General features: G+C 34.2%; 14 protein-coding genes. 12 read left to right on the forward strand and 2 right to left on the reverse strand.

What is annotated here, in order from left to right; all coding sequences use genetic code 11:
- Positions 1–32: 32 nt before the first annotated feature.
- From ACIQXQ_RS20125 to ACIQXQ_RS20165, 9 genes are all read left to right on the forward strand, one after another.
- Positions 33–1,781, forward strand: a complete 1,749-nt coding sequence (locus tag ACIQXQ_RS20125; protein ID WP_402959728.1) for a hypothetical protein — start codon at positions 33–35, stop codon at positions 1,779–1,781.
- A gap of 13 nt (positions 1,782–1,794) precedes the next feature.
- A complete protein-coding gene (locus ACIQXQ_RS20130) occupies positions 1,795–3,090 on the forward strand; it encodes a phage portal protein (protein WP_402959730.1) in 1,296 nt (431 codons plus the stop codon).
- Positions 3,083–3,928 carry a minor capsid protein gene (locus ACIQXQ_RS20135; RefSeq protein WP_402959732.1) on the forward strand — a complete coding sequence of 282 codons (846 nt, stop codon included), beginning with the start codon at positions 3,083–3,085 and terminating at the stop codon, positions 3,926–3,928. Before ACIQXQ_RS20130 ends, ACIQXQ_RS20135 begins: the two co-directional genes overlap by 8 nt.
- A gap of 138 nt (positions 3,929–4,066) precedes the next feature.
- On the forward strand, positions 4,067–4,642 hold the full coding sequence (locus ACIQXQ_RS20140) for a DUF4355 domain-containing protein (RefSeq protein ID WP_402959734.1): 576 nt from the start codon (positions 4,067–4,069) through the stop codon (positions 4,640–4,642).
- A 43-nt stretch (positions 4,643–4,685) separates the two neighbouring features.
- Complete coding sequence (locus tag ACIQXQ_RS20145; protein ID WP_402959736.1) at positions 4,686–5,564, forward strand: phage major capsid protein; 879 nt, start codon at positions 4,686–4,688, stop codon at positions 5,562–5,564.
- A 120-nt stretch (positions 5,565–5,684) separates the two neighbouring features.
- The gene (locus tag ACIQXQ_RS20150) at positions 5,685–5,828 is read left to right on the forward strand and encodes a hypothetical protein (RefSeq protein ID WP_402959737.1); all 144 of its coding nucleotides are present in this window, start codon (positions 5,685–5,687) and stop codon (positions 5,826–5,828) included.
- On the forward strand, positions 5,829–6,149 hold the full coding sequence (locus ACIQXQ_RS20155) for a phage head-tail connector protein (RefSeq protein WP_402959739.1): 321 nt from the start codon (positions 5,829–5,831) through the stop codon (positions 6,147–6,149).
- Positions 6,146–6,487, forward strand: coding sequence for a hypothetical protein (locus tag ACIQXQ_RS20160; RefSeq protein ID WP_402959741.1), 342 nt, complete (start codon positions 6,146–6,148; stop codon positions 6,485–6,487). The genes ACIQXQ_RS20155 and ACIQXQ_RS20160 overlap by 4 nt, the downstream gene beginning before the upstream one ends.
- Before the next feature lie 97 nt (positions 6,488–6,584).
- Positions 6,585–12,545 carry a phage tail tape measure protein gene (locus tag ACIQXQ_RS20165; protein WP_402959743.1) on the forward strand — a complete coding sequence of 1,987 codons (5,961 nt, stop codon included), beginning with the start codon at positions 6,585–6,587 and terminating at the stop codon, positions 12,543–12,545.
- A gap of 152 nt (positions 12,546–12,697) precedes the next feature.
- On the opposite strand, the gene ACIQXQ_RS20170 is transcribed toward ACIQXQ_RS20165, so the two are convergent.
- Positions 12,698–13,177: a hypothetical protein gene (locus ACIQXQ_RS20170; RefSeq protein ID WP_402959745.1), complete on the reverse strand. Its 480-nt coding sequence runs from the start codon at positions 13,175–13,177 to the stop codon at positions 12,698–12,700.
- A gap of 1 nt (position 13,178) precedes the next feature.
- Complete coding sequence (locus tag ACIQXQ_RS20175; RefSeq protein WP_402959746.1) at positions 13,179–13,382, reverse strand: helix-turn-helix transcriptional regulator; 204 nt, start codon at positions 13,380–13,382, stop codon at positions 13,179–13,181.
- Between the two features lie 295 nt (positions 13,383–13,677).
- On the opposite strand from ACIQXQ_RS20175, the gene ACIQXQ_RS20180 reads away from it, so the two are divergent.
- From ACIQXQ_RS20180 to ACIQXQ_RS20190, 3 genes are read left to right on the forward strand one after another with little or no spacing between them, the layout of a single operon-like run.
- Positions 13,678–13,848: a hypothetical protein gene (locus ACIQXQ_RS20180; RefSeq protein WP_402959748.1), complete on the forward strand. Its 171-nt coding sequence runs from the start codon at positions 13,678–13,680 to the stop codon at positions 13,846–13,848.
- On the forward strand, positions 13,827–14,153 hold the full coding sequence (locus tag ACIQXQ_RS20185; protein ID WP_402959750.1) for a hypothetical protein: 327 nt from the start codon (positions 13,827–13,829) through the stop codon (positions 14,151–14,153). The genes ACIQXQ_RS20180 and ACIQXQ_RS20185 overlap by 22 nt, the downstream gene beginning before the upstream one ends.
- 18 nt (positions 14,154–14,171) lie before the next feature.
- Complete coding sequence (locus ACIQXQ_RS20190; RefSeq protein WP_402959752.1) at positions 14,172–15,347, forward strand: FtsK/SpoIIIE domain-containing protein; 1,176 nt, start codon at positions 14,172–14,174, stop codon at positions 15,345–15,347.
- Position 15,348 lies beyond the last annotated feature (1 nt).

The raw sequence follows: 15,348 nt of genomic DNA on the forward strand, positions 1-15,348 counted from the left end.
ATTTTTTATAATATTTTTTTCGGAGGTGAAAAATGGATCAATCACAGATAGCATTAATAGATACAAAAAGGAACCGTGATTTGTTACGTGAGTATCTATATAAGGACTACATAAAAAAAGGCTATCCCTCTAAGGATGCCTTGAGAAAACAGCGATACCTAATGAATAAATACGAAAATAATCTATTCGGGTTTGAAGGCCTTGCATATAGTTTAGGTAAGAGATCACTTGAATTCTTTTGTTATTATTTCCTTCAAGATGTATTTGTAAATGATGAAGATTGTGCTCCATTAGCTCCAATCCATTTGCAAATTTGGCAGGACATTGAAGATATGATTCTTAGAAATACTCACAATAGACAAGGTTATATATGTCCACGTGGATTAGGGAAATCTGTAGCCGGAAACTTAGCACCAGTAGTTTGGGCTCATGCATATGGATTAAAGCGGTATACCTTGGTAGGATCGAGTATCGGTAATACAGCAAAGAAATTTATCAAACAAATTAAAGATGCCATTTTAAATAATATTTACATAGAATACTCATTTGGAAAATTAATTGACCCATCTAATCGGGCATTTATAAATAATAGTGAAGTGATTGAATTTACTAATCAAACAATGGTAGAAAGTATATCAAGTACATCACCTATGAGGGGACGTAAAAACCCACAAAATGTCCGTGTTGAATTATTGATTTTAGATGATTTTCAGGATGACGATGATGTTAGAACAGAAAAAGCTCGTGAAGAAAAATGGAAAAGGTTTTCAGATGACGCTACAAAAGCTATGCAGAAACCTAAAAAGGTAAATGGAAAAATTGTTCGTCAGAGTCATATGATTGGACTAGGAACCTTACAGCACCCAGAAGACTTTTACTCTAGATTATATAAAGATCCTACGTGGAAGTTTAGATTAGAAAAGGGCGTACTCGTTGATGATGTGGATGCCTTATTTAATGAAGGACTGTGGTTGGAATTCAAGAAACTACTACAAAATAAAAATGACGAAAATAGGTTAGATACAGCAAAGGAATTTTATTATTCGCATGAAGATGAAATGAAATATCCTTTATTATGGGCAGACTATTGGGATTGCCTAGACTACGCACTCGACTACTACTCAAACCCCGCATCATTCAACCAGGAAGTACAGGCTAGATTAGACTCCAAAGGACAGAAAAAATTCACTACGATTATTACGGAAACTCCTGAAAAAATAGAATCTCATGAATTTACTAAAACAATGCTAGTTATTGACCCTGCTGGAACAAGTAATAAAGTCCAGAGTAAGAAAAATTATTATGCATTTATTGTTGGGAGTATCTCTTATAACAATATTAGGTATGTACGGAAAGGGGAAATTTACAAATTCGAGTTTGACGAATATATGCAGCACACATTAAAGTTGTTGAAAAAATATCCATCCATTACAGCGGTATCTATAGAAAAGAACGTATATTCTGGTGCGGATGTTATTCGGCTTCAAGAGTTGATCAGCAATGATCCAGAATTAAAGTCCAGGAAAATTAAGTGGATTAATAATCACCAGTCTAAAAATAAGGATGACAAAATTAATACTATAGTCGGTGATGTGAATATGGGTAGAATTATTTTTAACGAATCTGATGAAGAAGCTATTGAACAACTTAAAGACTTTGCAGGAGTAGAATACTCGCGTTATGACGATTTCCCAGACTGTCTTAGTGAGTTTGCTAAACAAATATTAGAACTAGAAATAAAGAAAGAAATTAGGTCGATTCCATTGAATCGGCTTTTTTAATTGAGGTGTAATAATGGCTGTTAAAGATGAATTAATATTTAAATTGCTCCATGAATTAGATTTACAAACTCCTAAGAATCAAAAATTACAAGATTATTATGATGGCAAACATAAAATTTTAGGTGAAGCTCCAAAAGTTGATTCCACTCGTAATGATGAGAGAGCTTATTTTAATTATTGTGCAAAAATCGTACATAACTATGTAGGGTATGTATTAGGAAATCCAGTTGCATATCAATCTAAAAAAGGAAACAAGGATTTTATTAATATAATTGATTTTTATTTTTCATATTGGGAAAAAGAACATAATATTCGATTGAAGCAACTTACAGAAACTTTTGGATATGCATATGAAGTCGCATATTCAAACAAAGAATTAGAATTCCACTGTACAGCATTTAGTCCGTTAGAAATGATTGTTTTACATGACGGTTCAATTGAACGTAATATTTCAGTTGGAGTAAGAAGATATAAAAAACCATTTGATGACAATGTTTATGTAGATGTCTGGGATGATGTTCACTTTACTAAGTATGAATTACATGGAGGATTACTAAAAATAATCGAAAGAAATAAAAATTTCTTTCCTATTTGTCCTGTTATTGAATCTACAGCTAGTGATACCAGAAAATCTGCATTCTGGGACATCATGAGAATAATTGATTTATATAATTCAGTTCAAAGTACAGCGGCGAATGAGATACTTGACCACCGTACAGCTTATTTGGTTATTGAGAATGCTGATTTAACTATTGAAGAAACAGTTAAAATGAAACAGAACGGAATCATACTAGCTCCTAAAGGTAGTAAGGTTTACTGGGCAACGAAAGACCCTCATGGTTCATTTATTAAAGACATGCTTAAAGATTGGCAAGACGAGATATATATTCAATCTAATACAGTAAACTTAAATGAAAATTTTCAAAGTAATACATCAGGTGTGAGTGTTCGTCTTAAGTTACAAGAATTAGAAAATATAACTTCTATAAAAGTTTCACTATTCGAGAAAGTACTCAAGAAGCGAATGAGATTATTCTGTGCATGGTTGAAGTTCACACAGGATTTGGATTTCGATTTCCGTGATTGCGCAGTAACTTTCACAAGGAATATCCCAGTTGATGAGCAGTCAATTGTAAATATGATTGTAGCGTTACAAGGTATATTACCTCAAGAAGACTTATTATCATGGCTTCCAAGGGTTAGTGATCCAGGAGCTGCATTAGAGCGTTTAAAGAAAGAACAAGATGCTATGGGCTTAATAAGCTTAGATAAACAAATAGCTAAACAAGACGGAATATTGAATGAATGAATTTGAAGAGTACCTTATTCTCATAGTAGAGGAAATGTTTGACCAAGCAATTGCAGAGCATACCGAAGTTTTAAAACTTTATAAAAAGTCCCAAGATAATATATTAGAGTATTTAAATTCGTTATTTTTAAAGTATGGAAATGATGGCCTTATAACCTATTCAGACTTGTATAAAGATAATCGGCTACAAAGTATTGAGTCCTTTCTGCAGAAAGAATTAGACAATCTCCACCAAAATGAAAATACATTAGTCTATGCTCTCCTATCCGCCTTATATGCAGGTACTTATTATAAAAATGCTTATGCTTTTGAACGAGCATTAGGAAATAAAAGTAGGTACAACAAATTAACTGCAGCTTTCATAGCTACTGCAATCGAGAGGAATTGGAGTGGTGTTTTATTTACTCAACGTATTAAAAACAATCACAATTCATTACTTCAAAAAATTTTATCGGATTTTTCACAGAGTATTAGACTTGGTGAATCCATGGATAAAATTAAAGGAAAAATCGATAAACAGTTTGGAATCCGATATAACCATTCGAAATCATTAAGTATGACGGAATCAGCTAGAGTAATAACGGAGTCACAGGAAAAGTTATTTAGTGATAGTGGTGTTGTTAAAAAATTAGGATTTACGGCAGTGCTGGATCACAGAACAACCGATTTTTGTAGAAATCATGATGGATTAGTATGGAGCATAGATGATCCTACTCGTCCTGAACTTCCAGCACATCTCTGGTGTAGATCCGTTTGGATGCCAATTCTAAAAGATTATTTAACTATAAATTCAAACGCTTCATTTGATATGTATGATGAATGGTTTGAACAAATTTAGTCGCTTTCAATTGAAAGGGCTATTTTTTATGGGAATTTTGCTATATGGTCAGGGGCAAAAAGTGTGTCTAGTGGGAAGGATACACAGAAAATTAAGACACATTATGGCTCGTACATGATGGGTTAGGAGGAATTAAAAATGGATTTAGCAACAGTGAAAGCGTTCCTAGAGGAACAAAAAGCAAATGAAGAAGTGAAAAGCTACATTCAGGGGTTTTTAACATCTGATGGAGTTAATTCATATTTAGAAAGCGAAGAGGGCAAAAAGTTACTACAGCCTAAGTTGGATTCGCACTTTCATAAAGGTTTAGAAACCTGGAAAGCCAACAATTTAGAAAAACTTATATCTGAAGAGATATCAAATCGTAACCCTTCTGAAACGCCTGATCAAAAAAGGATTAGAGAATTGGAAGAAAAAATCGCAAAGTCTGACGCAGAAATCCTCAGAAAAGATTTGAGGGCGACTGCCACTGATTATTTATCAGAGAAGAAACTTCCGAATTTCTTTGTAGAACAACTATTGGGTAATGATGAGGAAAGTACCAAAGCAAATCTTACTAAGTTTGAAGAGGTATGGGGTTCCCAAATTAAATCAGTACGGGATGAAATATTAAAAGAAAATGGAACCACAATTAATGAAGGTTCTTCAGGTGGTCAGGGAAGTACAGGGGATTTCTTTAGCGTAATTAAAGACAATCAGACGAGAAAGCAATAAATAGTAATAAACAAATCAAATAATGAATGGAGCAATTATAAAAATGGCATATTTAAAAGACGAATTACGAGGTTTAGTACCGGTAGAAACAGCAACAGGAATTATGAAAGAGGTAGCTCAAGGTTCTACAATGCTCAAACTAGCAAAAGTAGAACCTATGACATCAGATAAAAAGGTATTTACTATGATGGCTGATGGCCCTGGAGCATACTGGGTTAAGGAAGCGGAACGGATTCAAACAGCTAAAGCTAGTTGGATTTATCCAGAAATTGAAGCACAAAAATTAGCGGTTATTATTCCTGTTACAAGAGAAAAATTGAATGACACTATAATTAATGTATTTGCTGAATTGAAGCCGGAAATTGTAAAATCTTTTTACAATGCTATTGATAGCGCTACTATCTTTGGTGTTAATACGCCATTTGCAAAGAGTATTTATGGTGTAGCTAACGCTGCTGGAAACGAAGTAGTATTAGGAACAAATGATGCAATGGATCTTGATGTTTCTGATGTAATGGCATTAGTTGAAGATGCTGGTATGGATGTTAACGCATTTATTGGTCACAGGGGCATTAAAAATTCTTTACGTAAACTTCGTGACTCAAACGGAAATTCATTATATGTTGAAGGTGTATCTCAGAAAGAACTTTATGGTGTACCTATTGAATATGCATCTAATAGAGGTTTTGACAAAACAAAAGCTGAACTAGTTGCAGGTGATTTTGACTATGCTCTAGTAGGTATTCGTCAAGGAATTGAGTATGAAATTCTAACAGAAGCAACATTACATACTGTTACTATGTCTGATGGTAAACCATTATCTCTAGCTGAGAACGATATGATTGCTATTAAAGCAACTATGCGGATTGGTTTCTTACCTGTCAAAGAAGATGCGTTTGCTGTACTAGCACCAAAAGCGTAATACATAAATCAAAGGATGAGGGGGATATTCTCCTTGTCCTTTTTTTAATGGGGTACGTAAAGAAACAATATTTTATCTTAGTTAAAAGTGAAAGTGATTTTTGAAAGGAGATTGAATTAGATGAAGCAATATAAGAATAAAGAGGGTAATGTTATTCGTGCTACAGAAAAGGCATTTAATTTATTGTACAAAGATAAAGGTTATGAAATTGTAAATAACAAGAACGAAGATACGAAGAAAAAAACAATAAAAGAGGGAAAGTAAATGTATTTAACAGATACTTTAGATGCTATTAGTAAATTGAAAATACTATTGGGAATAGAAGACACTAATGAAAACTCAGATAAATTAGAGTTGTACTTAAGCGGCGCATGTGACTATATTTTAAATTATTGTCGTATAGAAGCTATTCCTATTGCTTTGACTTCCACTTTATTAAAAATGGCAGCTTTTGATTATAGAGCACATGGACTAGATAATGTTAAGTCTGAGACTAAAGGAAGATTAAGTGAAAGTTATATAACAGACTATCCACCAAATATAATGAATCAACTAAATCCTTATAGGAGGATAAGGGTAATATGAGGCTCCCTAAGAAAGCGTACTTATTCGAAAAGACAAAAGGTGAATATTTAGGCAAAGACATATTTGGCGATCCTGTTTATGCAGAAGACAAAGTAACCTATTCTGCCTTTGATATGGAGATTGAGCCTTATTCTCCCGAACTCGCTAAGTCAGATATGGCAATAAACGTTACGGAGGTTAAAAACCTTATGTACACTTATCCTGATTCCCGATTAGAGATGAATGTTGAGTTGGTGTATAAGGATTATCTGTATAGAATAATTTATCCCCCATTAGATTACGATACTCATTATGAAATACTCCTCGAAGAAGTGGAACCTTATAACCCTTCAATATGAAAATTCAAACAAAATATTTAAATAACAAAGGGCGCATTAGATATGTGCCTTTTTTTATTTGCATATTTTACACTTTTAAAAAAAGGAGTTAAGAAAAATGAATGATGCTCTAAAAATATTGATAACTGGTCAGCTAGATATGAATGCCACAGAGACAACAATTAAATCTCAATTAAGTCAAATTAGCAAAGATTTGAAAATAGATATTGGTATTAATAACAAACAGTTTAGTCAAATGGCAGAGGAAGTTAAAAAGCTAAAGAGCCAATTAAATGATGGTAAACAATCCAACCTAATATCATCAAAAGATTTTTCCTCAATGGATAAATTAATTGAAAAGTATAAGCTGTTGGGCACAACTAAAATTGATAAAAAAATAAATCCCGTGACTAAAGAAGTCGAAGGATTAAACATTGCTGTAACAAAAGCTAATGGGCAAGTTGAAAAGTTAAAATATGAATTAGCTAAATTAAAAGGTATTACTGGTTTAGATAAGATGTTTGTTCAAACTGGACATAGTGTATCTGACAACACTGCAGCGATAAGAGAAAAACAACTTCAGTCTGAACAAAAAATCAACAGGGAAGTTGACTCTCAAAACAGTAAATTAAAACATCAATTAGAGTTATATAAACAAGAAGCGAAACTTAAAGCACAAAACCTAATTAATGCGAATAAAGGCAATTCAAAGTTTGATTCAGCAGGAGTGAATAGCTGGCTATCCTCCGTTAATAAGCTAAATACATCGGCTCCTAAATTAAATCAAAATATGGATAATCTAAATATGAAATTTAAACAGATTTCTGCTGATGCTAAACAAGCCTCTATAAATACAAATAATTTCGGATCATCCCTCCAACACGCATTCCTCAATCTAGGTAAATATGCTGCAGCTTCTGCTCTGTTTTTTGCCCCTTTTCAAGCTTTAAGATCCTTTATCGATACGTTATATGTATTAGATGAAAGATTAATATCAATTGAAAAAGTGTCAGACAATGCAAATATGGAAGATGTTTTCAATAATGCTACTGCAGCTGCGGATAAATTTGGTCAGACTATTGACGCAAGTTTAGAATCGCTTGGTGAAATTAGTAAACTTGGCTTTAATCAAAAAGATGCTGAAGCACTGAATAGTAACGCAATGTTACTTTCTACAGTTGGGGAATTTCGATCAAATACTGACGCAGCGAGTGCTTTGGTGGCAATTATGCGTCAGTATAAACTGTCTGTAGAAGAAACCACAGGCGTTGTTGATGCATTAAACTCTGTAAGTAACCAAACTGGTGCTGATACAGTTTCTCTTGCAGAAGGTCTTTCTAAATCATCTTCTACTGCTGCTATGGCTGGAGTATCATTCCATGAACTAAATGGCATGTTAGCAAATAGTATCGAGGTTTTAAAAATAGGCGGTCAGGAAGCTGGTACGTTTTATAAGGCATTATTTAGCAGGTACATGCGTGACGATACTCAGAAAATGATTCAAGGACTTGGAATAGAAACAAATGATTTGAATGGTGAGATGAGATCAGCTACCGATGTTTTGGCTGAACTAGGGTCACAATATGATACTTATTCTTCTCAACAGAAAAATAGTATCGCCCAGACTTTAGGAGGCGTCTATCACATCAATAAAGTGAGTAGCCTCTTAGAGAATCAAGCGAATGTATTGAAAAATACTGGCTTCTCAATTGAATCATATGGGAGTGCAACACAGGAATTAGAAACTTTCCAAGATGGTCTTCGATTCAAGACGAATGAAATGATTGCAAGTTTCCAAGAATTAGCTCAATCTGTTGGGGAAAATGGCGTAGGTGCTGCATTAGTTCTATTTTTAGAAACTGTAACATTTATGACTAAAGGATTTACCGAATTAACGGAAGAAACTCATGGGTTAAATATTTATTTACCATTATTAGCAGTCGGTATCTATGGTGGAGTTAAAGCATTCCAAGCGTTGAAAGTTGCAGCGATAGGAGCTAAAGCCTCGTTGGGGGTTTTTGGATTAGCTATAGTTGGCGTGGAGTTATTTGCAACAGCTGTAATGGGTGCTAAAAAAGCCACTGAAGTTAACACGGAATCGTTAACAGAAACCGCAAAAGCAACCGCTGAACAAAAAACGCAGTTAGAAGGTTTAATAGCGAAGTATAATGAATTATCTCCACAAGCAAAAGGAAATGCTGAAAAGCAAGATGAACTACACAACACCTTAAAACAGATTCAAGCCATCGCCCCCCACTTGATTAAGTCTACTGGTGATTATGGTGATAAATTAACTTTAAATAAGCAAAAAACGGACGATTACATAAATTCATTGAAAGCGATGACTAGTGAACAAGTAGCTCAAGCTCAAAATGCAAATATGATTGAAATGAATGCTGTCTCCACAGATATAGACGAGGTAAAGAAAGAGCTAAACGCTACAGAAGAAAAGACGGTACAATCCCTAGACATAATAGCAAATTATCGAAAAAAGCATTCTATCCAAGCGATTGAAGATGCAAAATCAGAGTTTAATGAGCGAGTAAAATTATATGGTGAAGAAATTGCACAAGCAAGCGCTTCAGGAAATACAAAAAAAGTAAAAGCTTTAGAAATAGATTTTGAAGATGCAAAAAATGAGTATGAAACTTACATTCAACTTGTTGGAGATGTTGGTGGGAAACAAGAGAAATATGCAGAAAACCTATCTAAATTGCAAGAGCTTGAAGGTAAACAAACAGGACTTAAGGAAAGAGATAAAGCACTTCAAGATTTAACTAATACTACAAATAAAAGTGCTGATGCTGTTGATTCTTTGTCAAATGTAAATGGGGAAGCAACTGATAAACTTACAGCTTATAGTGATGAAGCCACTGTAGCAGAAGGCGCAACTGATTCACTTGGAAGTGCTGCCGATACTACTGCATCTGCCTATGAAAAATACTCCCAAGAACTAGCTAACTCCGTCAATATACAAAATCAAAATGCATCAGCCTCAGAAATGCTTGCCGGTATTACCTCTTCACAAATCGACTCAATCTATGAACAAGTAGCTGTCTACCAACTTCTAAGTCAACAAGAAAACCTCAATGAACAGCAGAAATTATTATTAGGCGACGCTATGAACTTCTTATCTGGCATATATCCTCACCTTGTTGAAGGCAGCGAAGCAAATATAGACGCCATCCTCAGAGAAACTCAAGCTAATGATATACTCCTCGAAGCTGTTAGTTTGGCTGCAAAAGGTCAACTTAGCTCACAAGAGAATCAAACACTAAATTCAGCGTTAGGTGCTAAATCAAGGATTGAAATTCTAAAGGCTGAAATTCTAGCTGTTGATAAAATGGTTCAAGCATATAAACAAGCCGCAATCGACACTTATAACGCAGCTGCTGAAATACAAAATGAATCAGGTATGCTTGAAGCAGAAAAAGCCTATAAACGTGCTGATGTTGCGGGCGATTCTGAAATTTCTTATTTAAATGATGAAATTGAAAAACTAATACCTGATTTCGAAAAATACACTGGAACACTTGGAAAAAATATAGATTATCAAGGTCGCACTGCAGAAGCTACAGAAAAGGCTGCTAAGTCCAGTGGCAATGCTGGTAAGTCAGCCAAAGAGGCAAACAAAGAATATAAGAATTCTATATATGTAGCTGATAAATTTAAAGAAGCTATTGAAAAGGTAAACCTCGCCTTAGCCAAGCAACAAGCTATTCAGTCAAAGTATCCACAGTATTCTAAGCAGTTTCGTAACGCTCTAAAAGAAGAAATTAAGCAACTTGAGAAGAAAGAAAAACTCTTAAGCGATCAAGCTAAGTCTCTCAAAGAACAAATTAAATCCGGAAAAATTAAAGATACAGGTATTGTAGAAACGACTGGTAACTACACTGGAAACGCTGGTTCTAAAGTTTCAGGAACTCATTCTTCTACTATTAATTCTGCCTCTTCTAAATATGGTATCGATGCTGCCTTAGTAAAAGCAGTAGCGACTCAGGAATCACAATTAGGCAAAGCAAGCTCCAATGTTATGCAGGTAAATGGCTACAATGGTAAGGGTGCTGTAGCTAGTATTAACAAAGGAACACAAATGCTTGCTTCCCTTCTAAAGAAAACTAATGGAGATGTTAAAGAGGCTCTTGCCGCTTATAACATGGGTGAAGGCATTCTAAGTTATTTCAAGAAAAATGGTGGATATTCTGTTCAGAACATGAAGAATTTCTCTGCCATTCAGAAAAAGAAATACGGATACAATCGTTACGGAGATCCAAATTACGTTAATAATGTTATGCGGTATTACAATGGTGGTAGCAGTGGTAGCACTTCAACAAAAAGTAGTAAAAGTAAAAATGTGGCTGATTATTACCTTAACAATTTTAGAGTATCCGGAGATTATCAAGAAAGTCGCACTGGTCGCGCACACAAAGGTTTAGATTTATCAAATGGTAAATCAGGTAGCCCTGTTAAATCCTTAAAGGGCGGTAAGGTTATTACAGCCTCTTATAGCAAATCTGCAGGTTATTGGGTAGTTGTTGAGCAAGATGACGGTAAAGTCGCTAAGTATATGCACATGCAGAAAGATTCCTTAAAAGTAAAAGCTGGACAAAGAATAGAGGCTGGGCAACAGCTAGGCAACATTGGAAATACCGGTGATTCTCATGGGGCTCATCTTCATCTTCAAATTGAGTCTGGTGGTAAATTAGTTGATCCAGAAGATTACTTAAAAGAGCTGCAATCAGATACAAGTAAAGCTATTGCTGAGGATGCTTCAAATGTAGCAGATGCCCAATCAGATGTCCTTTCACTTGAAGAAGAAATGTTGGCTGTCGAGCAACAAATTCAAGAATTACGCATGGAATTAATTCAGAGCAACCTTTCTTACTATGACCATCAACGTAAAGAATTGGAAGATGACCTTCGTAAAGTGGATTTGCAAATGCAGTATGCTGGCGAAGGTACAGATGAGTGGATAAAACTTCAACTTAAAAAGGAAAAACTTTTAGCAAAGGAAATTGGCTATCAGAAGAATTCCATAAAATATTTGAAGGATGAAATTAAGAATAATAAAGAATTAACAGCAGCACAAAAAGCCACTCTCAATGAAGAATTAATTGACCGTACATCTGAACTGTATGACCTCGAATCTCAACTCCTCTCTGAACGTGAAGCTATGGCAGAACAAGCAATAGATGCCTTCAAGCAAGCGTTGGAAGCCCAAAAAGAAGCTGCAGTTAAAGCTATTGATAAGATGATTGATGCTATCAATAAAGAAGCTAACGAAGAAGATTATGCTAAAAACTTAGCTGATGCGCAATCAGACCGTCAAAAGACATTAGATGAAATTTCAAAATGGTCGATGGATAGCTCACCTGAAGCATTGAAGAAACTCCAGGAACTTAATGAACAACTTCAAGATCAAGATGAAGCTATCGCTGATATGCAAACTGATCGTGAACGTGAGCTCCGTATAGATAATCTCAATGAAGAAAAAGAAAAAGTTGAATCAAACTACGATAATCTAATAAATGACGAGAAGAAATTTGCTCAGATGCGGTCAGATATCATCAATGGTAATGCAGATAAGATTGTAAAGGATCTAAAAAAGTACGGAGAAAACATTGCAGCGAATACTGACATTCTCGGTAAAGCCGTAGCTAATAACTTAATTGACCTGATTAACCAAGCTAACAAATACTTAAATGGTAAAGACTACAAGCCTATTAAAGTTGCTCAAGCTAAAGAAGGTGGTATCCTCCCTTCCTGGTCTAGTAACAATGGCCGGTTAATGTATGTTCATCCAAATGAAATGATATCTAATAAAGCTGATACACAGAATATATTAGCAGCTTCTAAAATATTAAGTGGTACTTTGAACCAGCCACAGAGTTTATTAAATGTACCACTCTGGAAAAATAGCAATAGCTCGTCAGATGTAACTAATAACAATAATTCTACGAGTGGGAACACGTATAACAATAACATGACTGTTCATATTGGCAATATTACAGGCGACGAAGCAGGTACACGAACAATGTTAAGTAGAGTTTTAGACGGTGTTTCTACATTTGTAAAATAACTAACTAAAGAGTCGATGCAGGTACACTAAAATGTTAAGTAAGTTATTTCGTGATGTTAGAAAATCAATTCCAAAGATATACATAAAAAAACAATTTTAAAACCAAAAAAAGGACAGTAGCCATTAAATTGGTTGCTGTCCTTTTTTTAGTTTTAAAAATCAGATGATGCAGCTACCGCCATGTTTCCTTGCCCTTGTTTATAAACATTTTTAGGTATCACTGCACTGATATAAACAGATGTACTTCCTTGATCTTTTAGCATCTCATACAATTCACTATATGAATCTCTTTCAAAAAAAACATACCATCCATCTGAATTATCATCGGGTGAAACATATGTTGAAAAATAATCTTTTTCATTTGTAAAGCCATAGTTATAATAATCATCTAATTTAGCAGTTCCAGTAATAAGAAATTTCGTATCAAGGTTATTTACCATGTCGAATTGCACATCTTCAGCATTCAAAGTAATCCCTTGTTTTTCTTTATATTCCTCTGCTCTTTCCTCTAAAATCTCCCCAACAGTTTTATCTTTGTCTGGATCATATACTTCTGTAGTATCATCATCAGTATTTGCAGAGCAACCAGTTAAGAAGGCAACTAAAAATAATCCACATATGAACTTTTTCATTTTATACATCTTCCTTTTTAATTAAGTCATCCACCATAATCCCTAGCTCTTTAGCAATTATTGCAGCATGTGATAGATTAGGCTGTGTTTTGTTATGTCGCCATTTCGAAAAAGTTTGCTCAGATACGTTACAGGCTTTAGATAAGTGTTTATTTTTAACTCCTCGTGTATTCATCCAGTGATCAATCGTATTCTCTATATTCATATGTAAATCACATCCTATAAATACTAATTCTTCAACTTATAGTTAAAGTCCTTTCAATTAAAATTCCATAAAAATTAAATAATTCTTTCATGTACAGGCAATTATTTTTCTTTCAGCCCATATATATACTTTATCAGCTACCTAATTTACTGCTAAATCATATAGAAATTAAGTTTTATATTGTCCCATTGTTGATATAAAGGTAGTTTGGATTTCATTTAGAGAACCGAAGGTGAACGGATAAGGAGGGGGAGGGCGAGGGGGAACCAAAGTTTTTTCAATTGGAGGTGTCGAGATGGAATTAAAAAAATGTCTGAAAATTTTACCAGTAAGTGTTCTGAATGCTTTCTATTATGAATCTTTAAAACAATTTGAACATGAAGAATCTGATGATATCTTGGCGATTATGGAATCCGTTGAAATCGAAATAAGGGAGAGAGATACATGTTTAAAAAACACAAAATAGAGGTTATTCCCTATAAGGATTTTATGAGCCGGCCAGCTACATCAATCCAAAGGAAAACCCCTCTACATTCAAATATATACTCATTTTTCCCTTCTATAACTATAACTTCATTTTTCCCTATAGGTGATCCTGCTTTTGCATTTTTCCTTGTCAGTGGTGGTTTAATTGCTGTTGTAGCTTTGTCAGAGACAGCTTTAGCTTCCAGTGGTTTGTCTTCTGTATCAAGTGTATTATCAAGCCTATTTAGGTTCGTACTCCCTGTAGTAGGGTACGGATTAATCTTTTGGTTTTTGTTTCAAATTTGATAACAAGGAGGATAACCTATGGGAAAAATAAAAGAGTTTATAGATCGTCAGAGTGCAAAGATTGAACTTAAAAAAGCTTTTAAGAATGCTGGACTGATTCAAAAGTATAAAAACGGCTCAAAGGAGATAACCATATATCCGAAGATACACGAGATTAAGATTGATAAGGATAATAAAACTCTAAGATATACGTTTTCACTTTTAAAGGGTACGGATCCGAAGGAAATGATAAAGAAGGAATATGTATTTAAGCAACATTTTTCTAAGAACATAGAAATTGAAGGCGACCTTAAAAATTATGTTCTTACATTACATGCAAGTCCTTTGAATAATGATAATGTTCCGTATAACTTCGAAGAAATATCAAATATCATCAATCGAAAAAAATTCGTTTTCCCAATTGTAACAGGGAAAGATAATAATGGTTTATTGCGCGTGTATGATGCAACGAACAATCCTAACTTATTAATTTTTGGTGAACCAGGAAGTGGGAAGAGTTCGATTTTACATGTGATATTATCCACTTTAATTCAATTATATGAGGCAGAAGAATTACAACTATACTTGGCGGATTTCAAAATGAGCGAATTTAACGTATATGAAGATGTTAAACATGTAAAAAGTGTGAGTTACCTAATAAAAGAGCTTGCTCCTGCTTTATCGTATCTAAAAATAGAGCTTGCTAAACGAGGTAGCTTATTGAAAAAACACAAAGTAAGACATATTAACAAATTACCTAAAGAGTCAAAGCCTCCTTATATAGTATTAGCAATAGATGAGTTCGTCATGATTAAAGACGAAACTATAATGAGTGATTTGTTACAAATAGCATCGCTCGGGCGAGCTTATGGAATATATCTAATACTATCAATGCAACGTCCGTCACATTCAATTCTGAGTACGGATATAAGGGGCGTGTTATCTGTAAGAATGGGATTCAGAACTGTAGATAAAAAAAATGCTCAGATTGGAGAAACCCCCGGAAGTGAAAAAATTAGCAAAAATGATAAGGGAAAGTTCTTACTGAATTTAGATGACCTTTTGGAATTAAAAGCACCTTATCTAAATGAAGAAGCTACAGAGAGAATATTAGAAAACTATAAAGTAAACGATTGGAAGAATCATAGCTTTAAAGCAAGTAGTAAAAATTCAGAGCCAGAAGATAAAAGCGAATCAACAAATATCTTTTTATAAG

It is taken from the genome of Peribacillus sp. NPDC097198 (assembly GCF_044762055.1).
Lineage (GTDB): Bacteria > Bacillota > Bacilli > Bacillales > DSM-1321 > Peribacillus.

Coding starts and splice junctions, on each gene's coding strand:
- ACIQXQ_RS20125 (WP_402959728.1), top strand. CDS start 33: ATGGATCAATCACAGATAGCATTAATAGATACAAAAAGGAACCGTGAT.
- ACIQXQ_RS20130 (WP_402959730.1), top strand. CDS start 1,795: ATGGCTGTTAAAGATGAATTAATATTTAAATTGCTCCATGAATTAGAT.
- ACIQXQ_RS20135 (WP_402959732.1), top strand. CDS start 3,083: ATGAATGAATTTGAAGAGTACCTTATTCTCATAGTAGAGGAAATGTTT.
- ACIQXQ_RS20140 (WP_402959734.1), top strand. CDS start 4,067: ATGGATTTAGCAACAGTGAAAGCGTTCCTAGAGGAACAAAAAGCAAAT.
- ACIQXQ_RS20145 (WP_402959736.1), top strand. CDS start 4,686: ATGGCATATTTAAAAGACGAATTACGAGGTTTAGTACCGGTAGAAACA.
- ACIQXQ_RS20150 (WP_402959737.1), top strand. CDS start 5,685: ATGAAGCAATATAAGAATAAAGAGGGTAATGTTATTCGTGCTACAGAA.
- ACIQXQ_RS20155 (WP_402959739.1), top strand. CDS start 5,829: ATGTATTTAACAGATACTTTAGATGCTATTAGTAAATTGAAAATACTA.
- ACIQXQ_RS20160 (WP_402959741.1), top strand. CDS start 6,146: ATGAGGCTCCCTAAGAAAGCGTACTTATTCGAAAAGACAAAAGGTGAA.
- ACIQXQ_RS20165 (WP_402959743.1), top strand. CDS start 6,585: ATGAATGATGCTCTAAAAATATTGATAACTGGTCAGCTAGATATGAAT.
- ACIQXQ_RS20170 (WP_402959745.1), bottom strand. CDS start 13,177: ATGAAAAAGTTCATATGTGGATTATTTTTAGTTGCCTTCTTAACTGGT.
- ACIQXQ_RS20175 (WP_402959746.1), bottom strand. CDS start 13,382: ATGAATATAGAGAATACGATTGATCACTGGATGAATACACGAGGAGTT.
- ACIQXQ_RS20180 (WP_402959748.1), top strand. CDS start 13,678: ATGGAATTAAAAAAATGTCTGAAAATTTTACCAGTAAGTGTTCTGAAT.
- ACIQXQ_RS20185 (WP_402959750.1), top strand. CDS start 13,827: ATGTTTAAAAAACACAAAATAGAGGTTATTCCCTATAAGGATTTTATG.
- ACIQXQ_RS20190 (WP_402959752.1), top strand. CDS start 14,172: ATGGGAAAAATAAAAGAGTTTATAGATCGTCAGAGTGCAAAGATTGAA.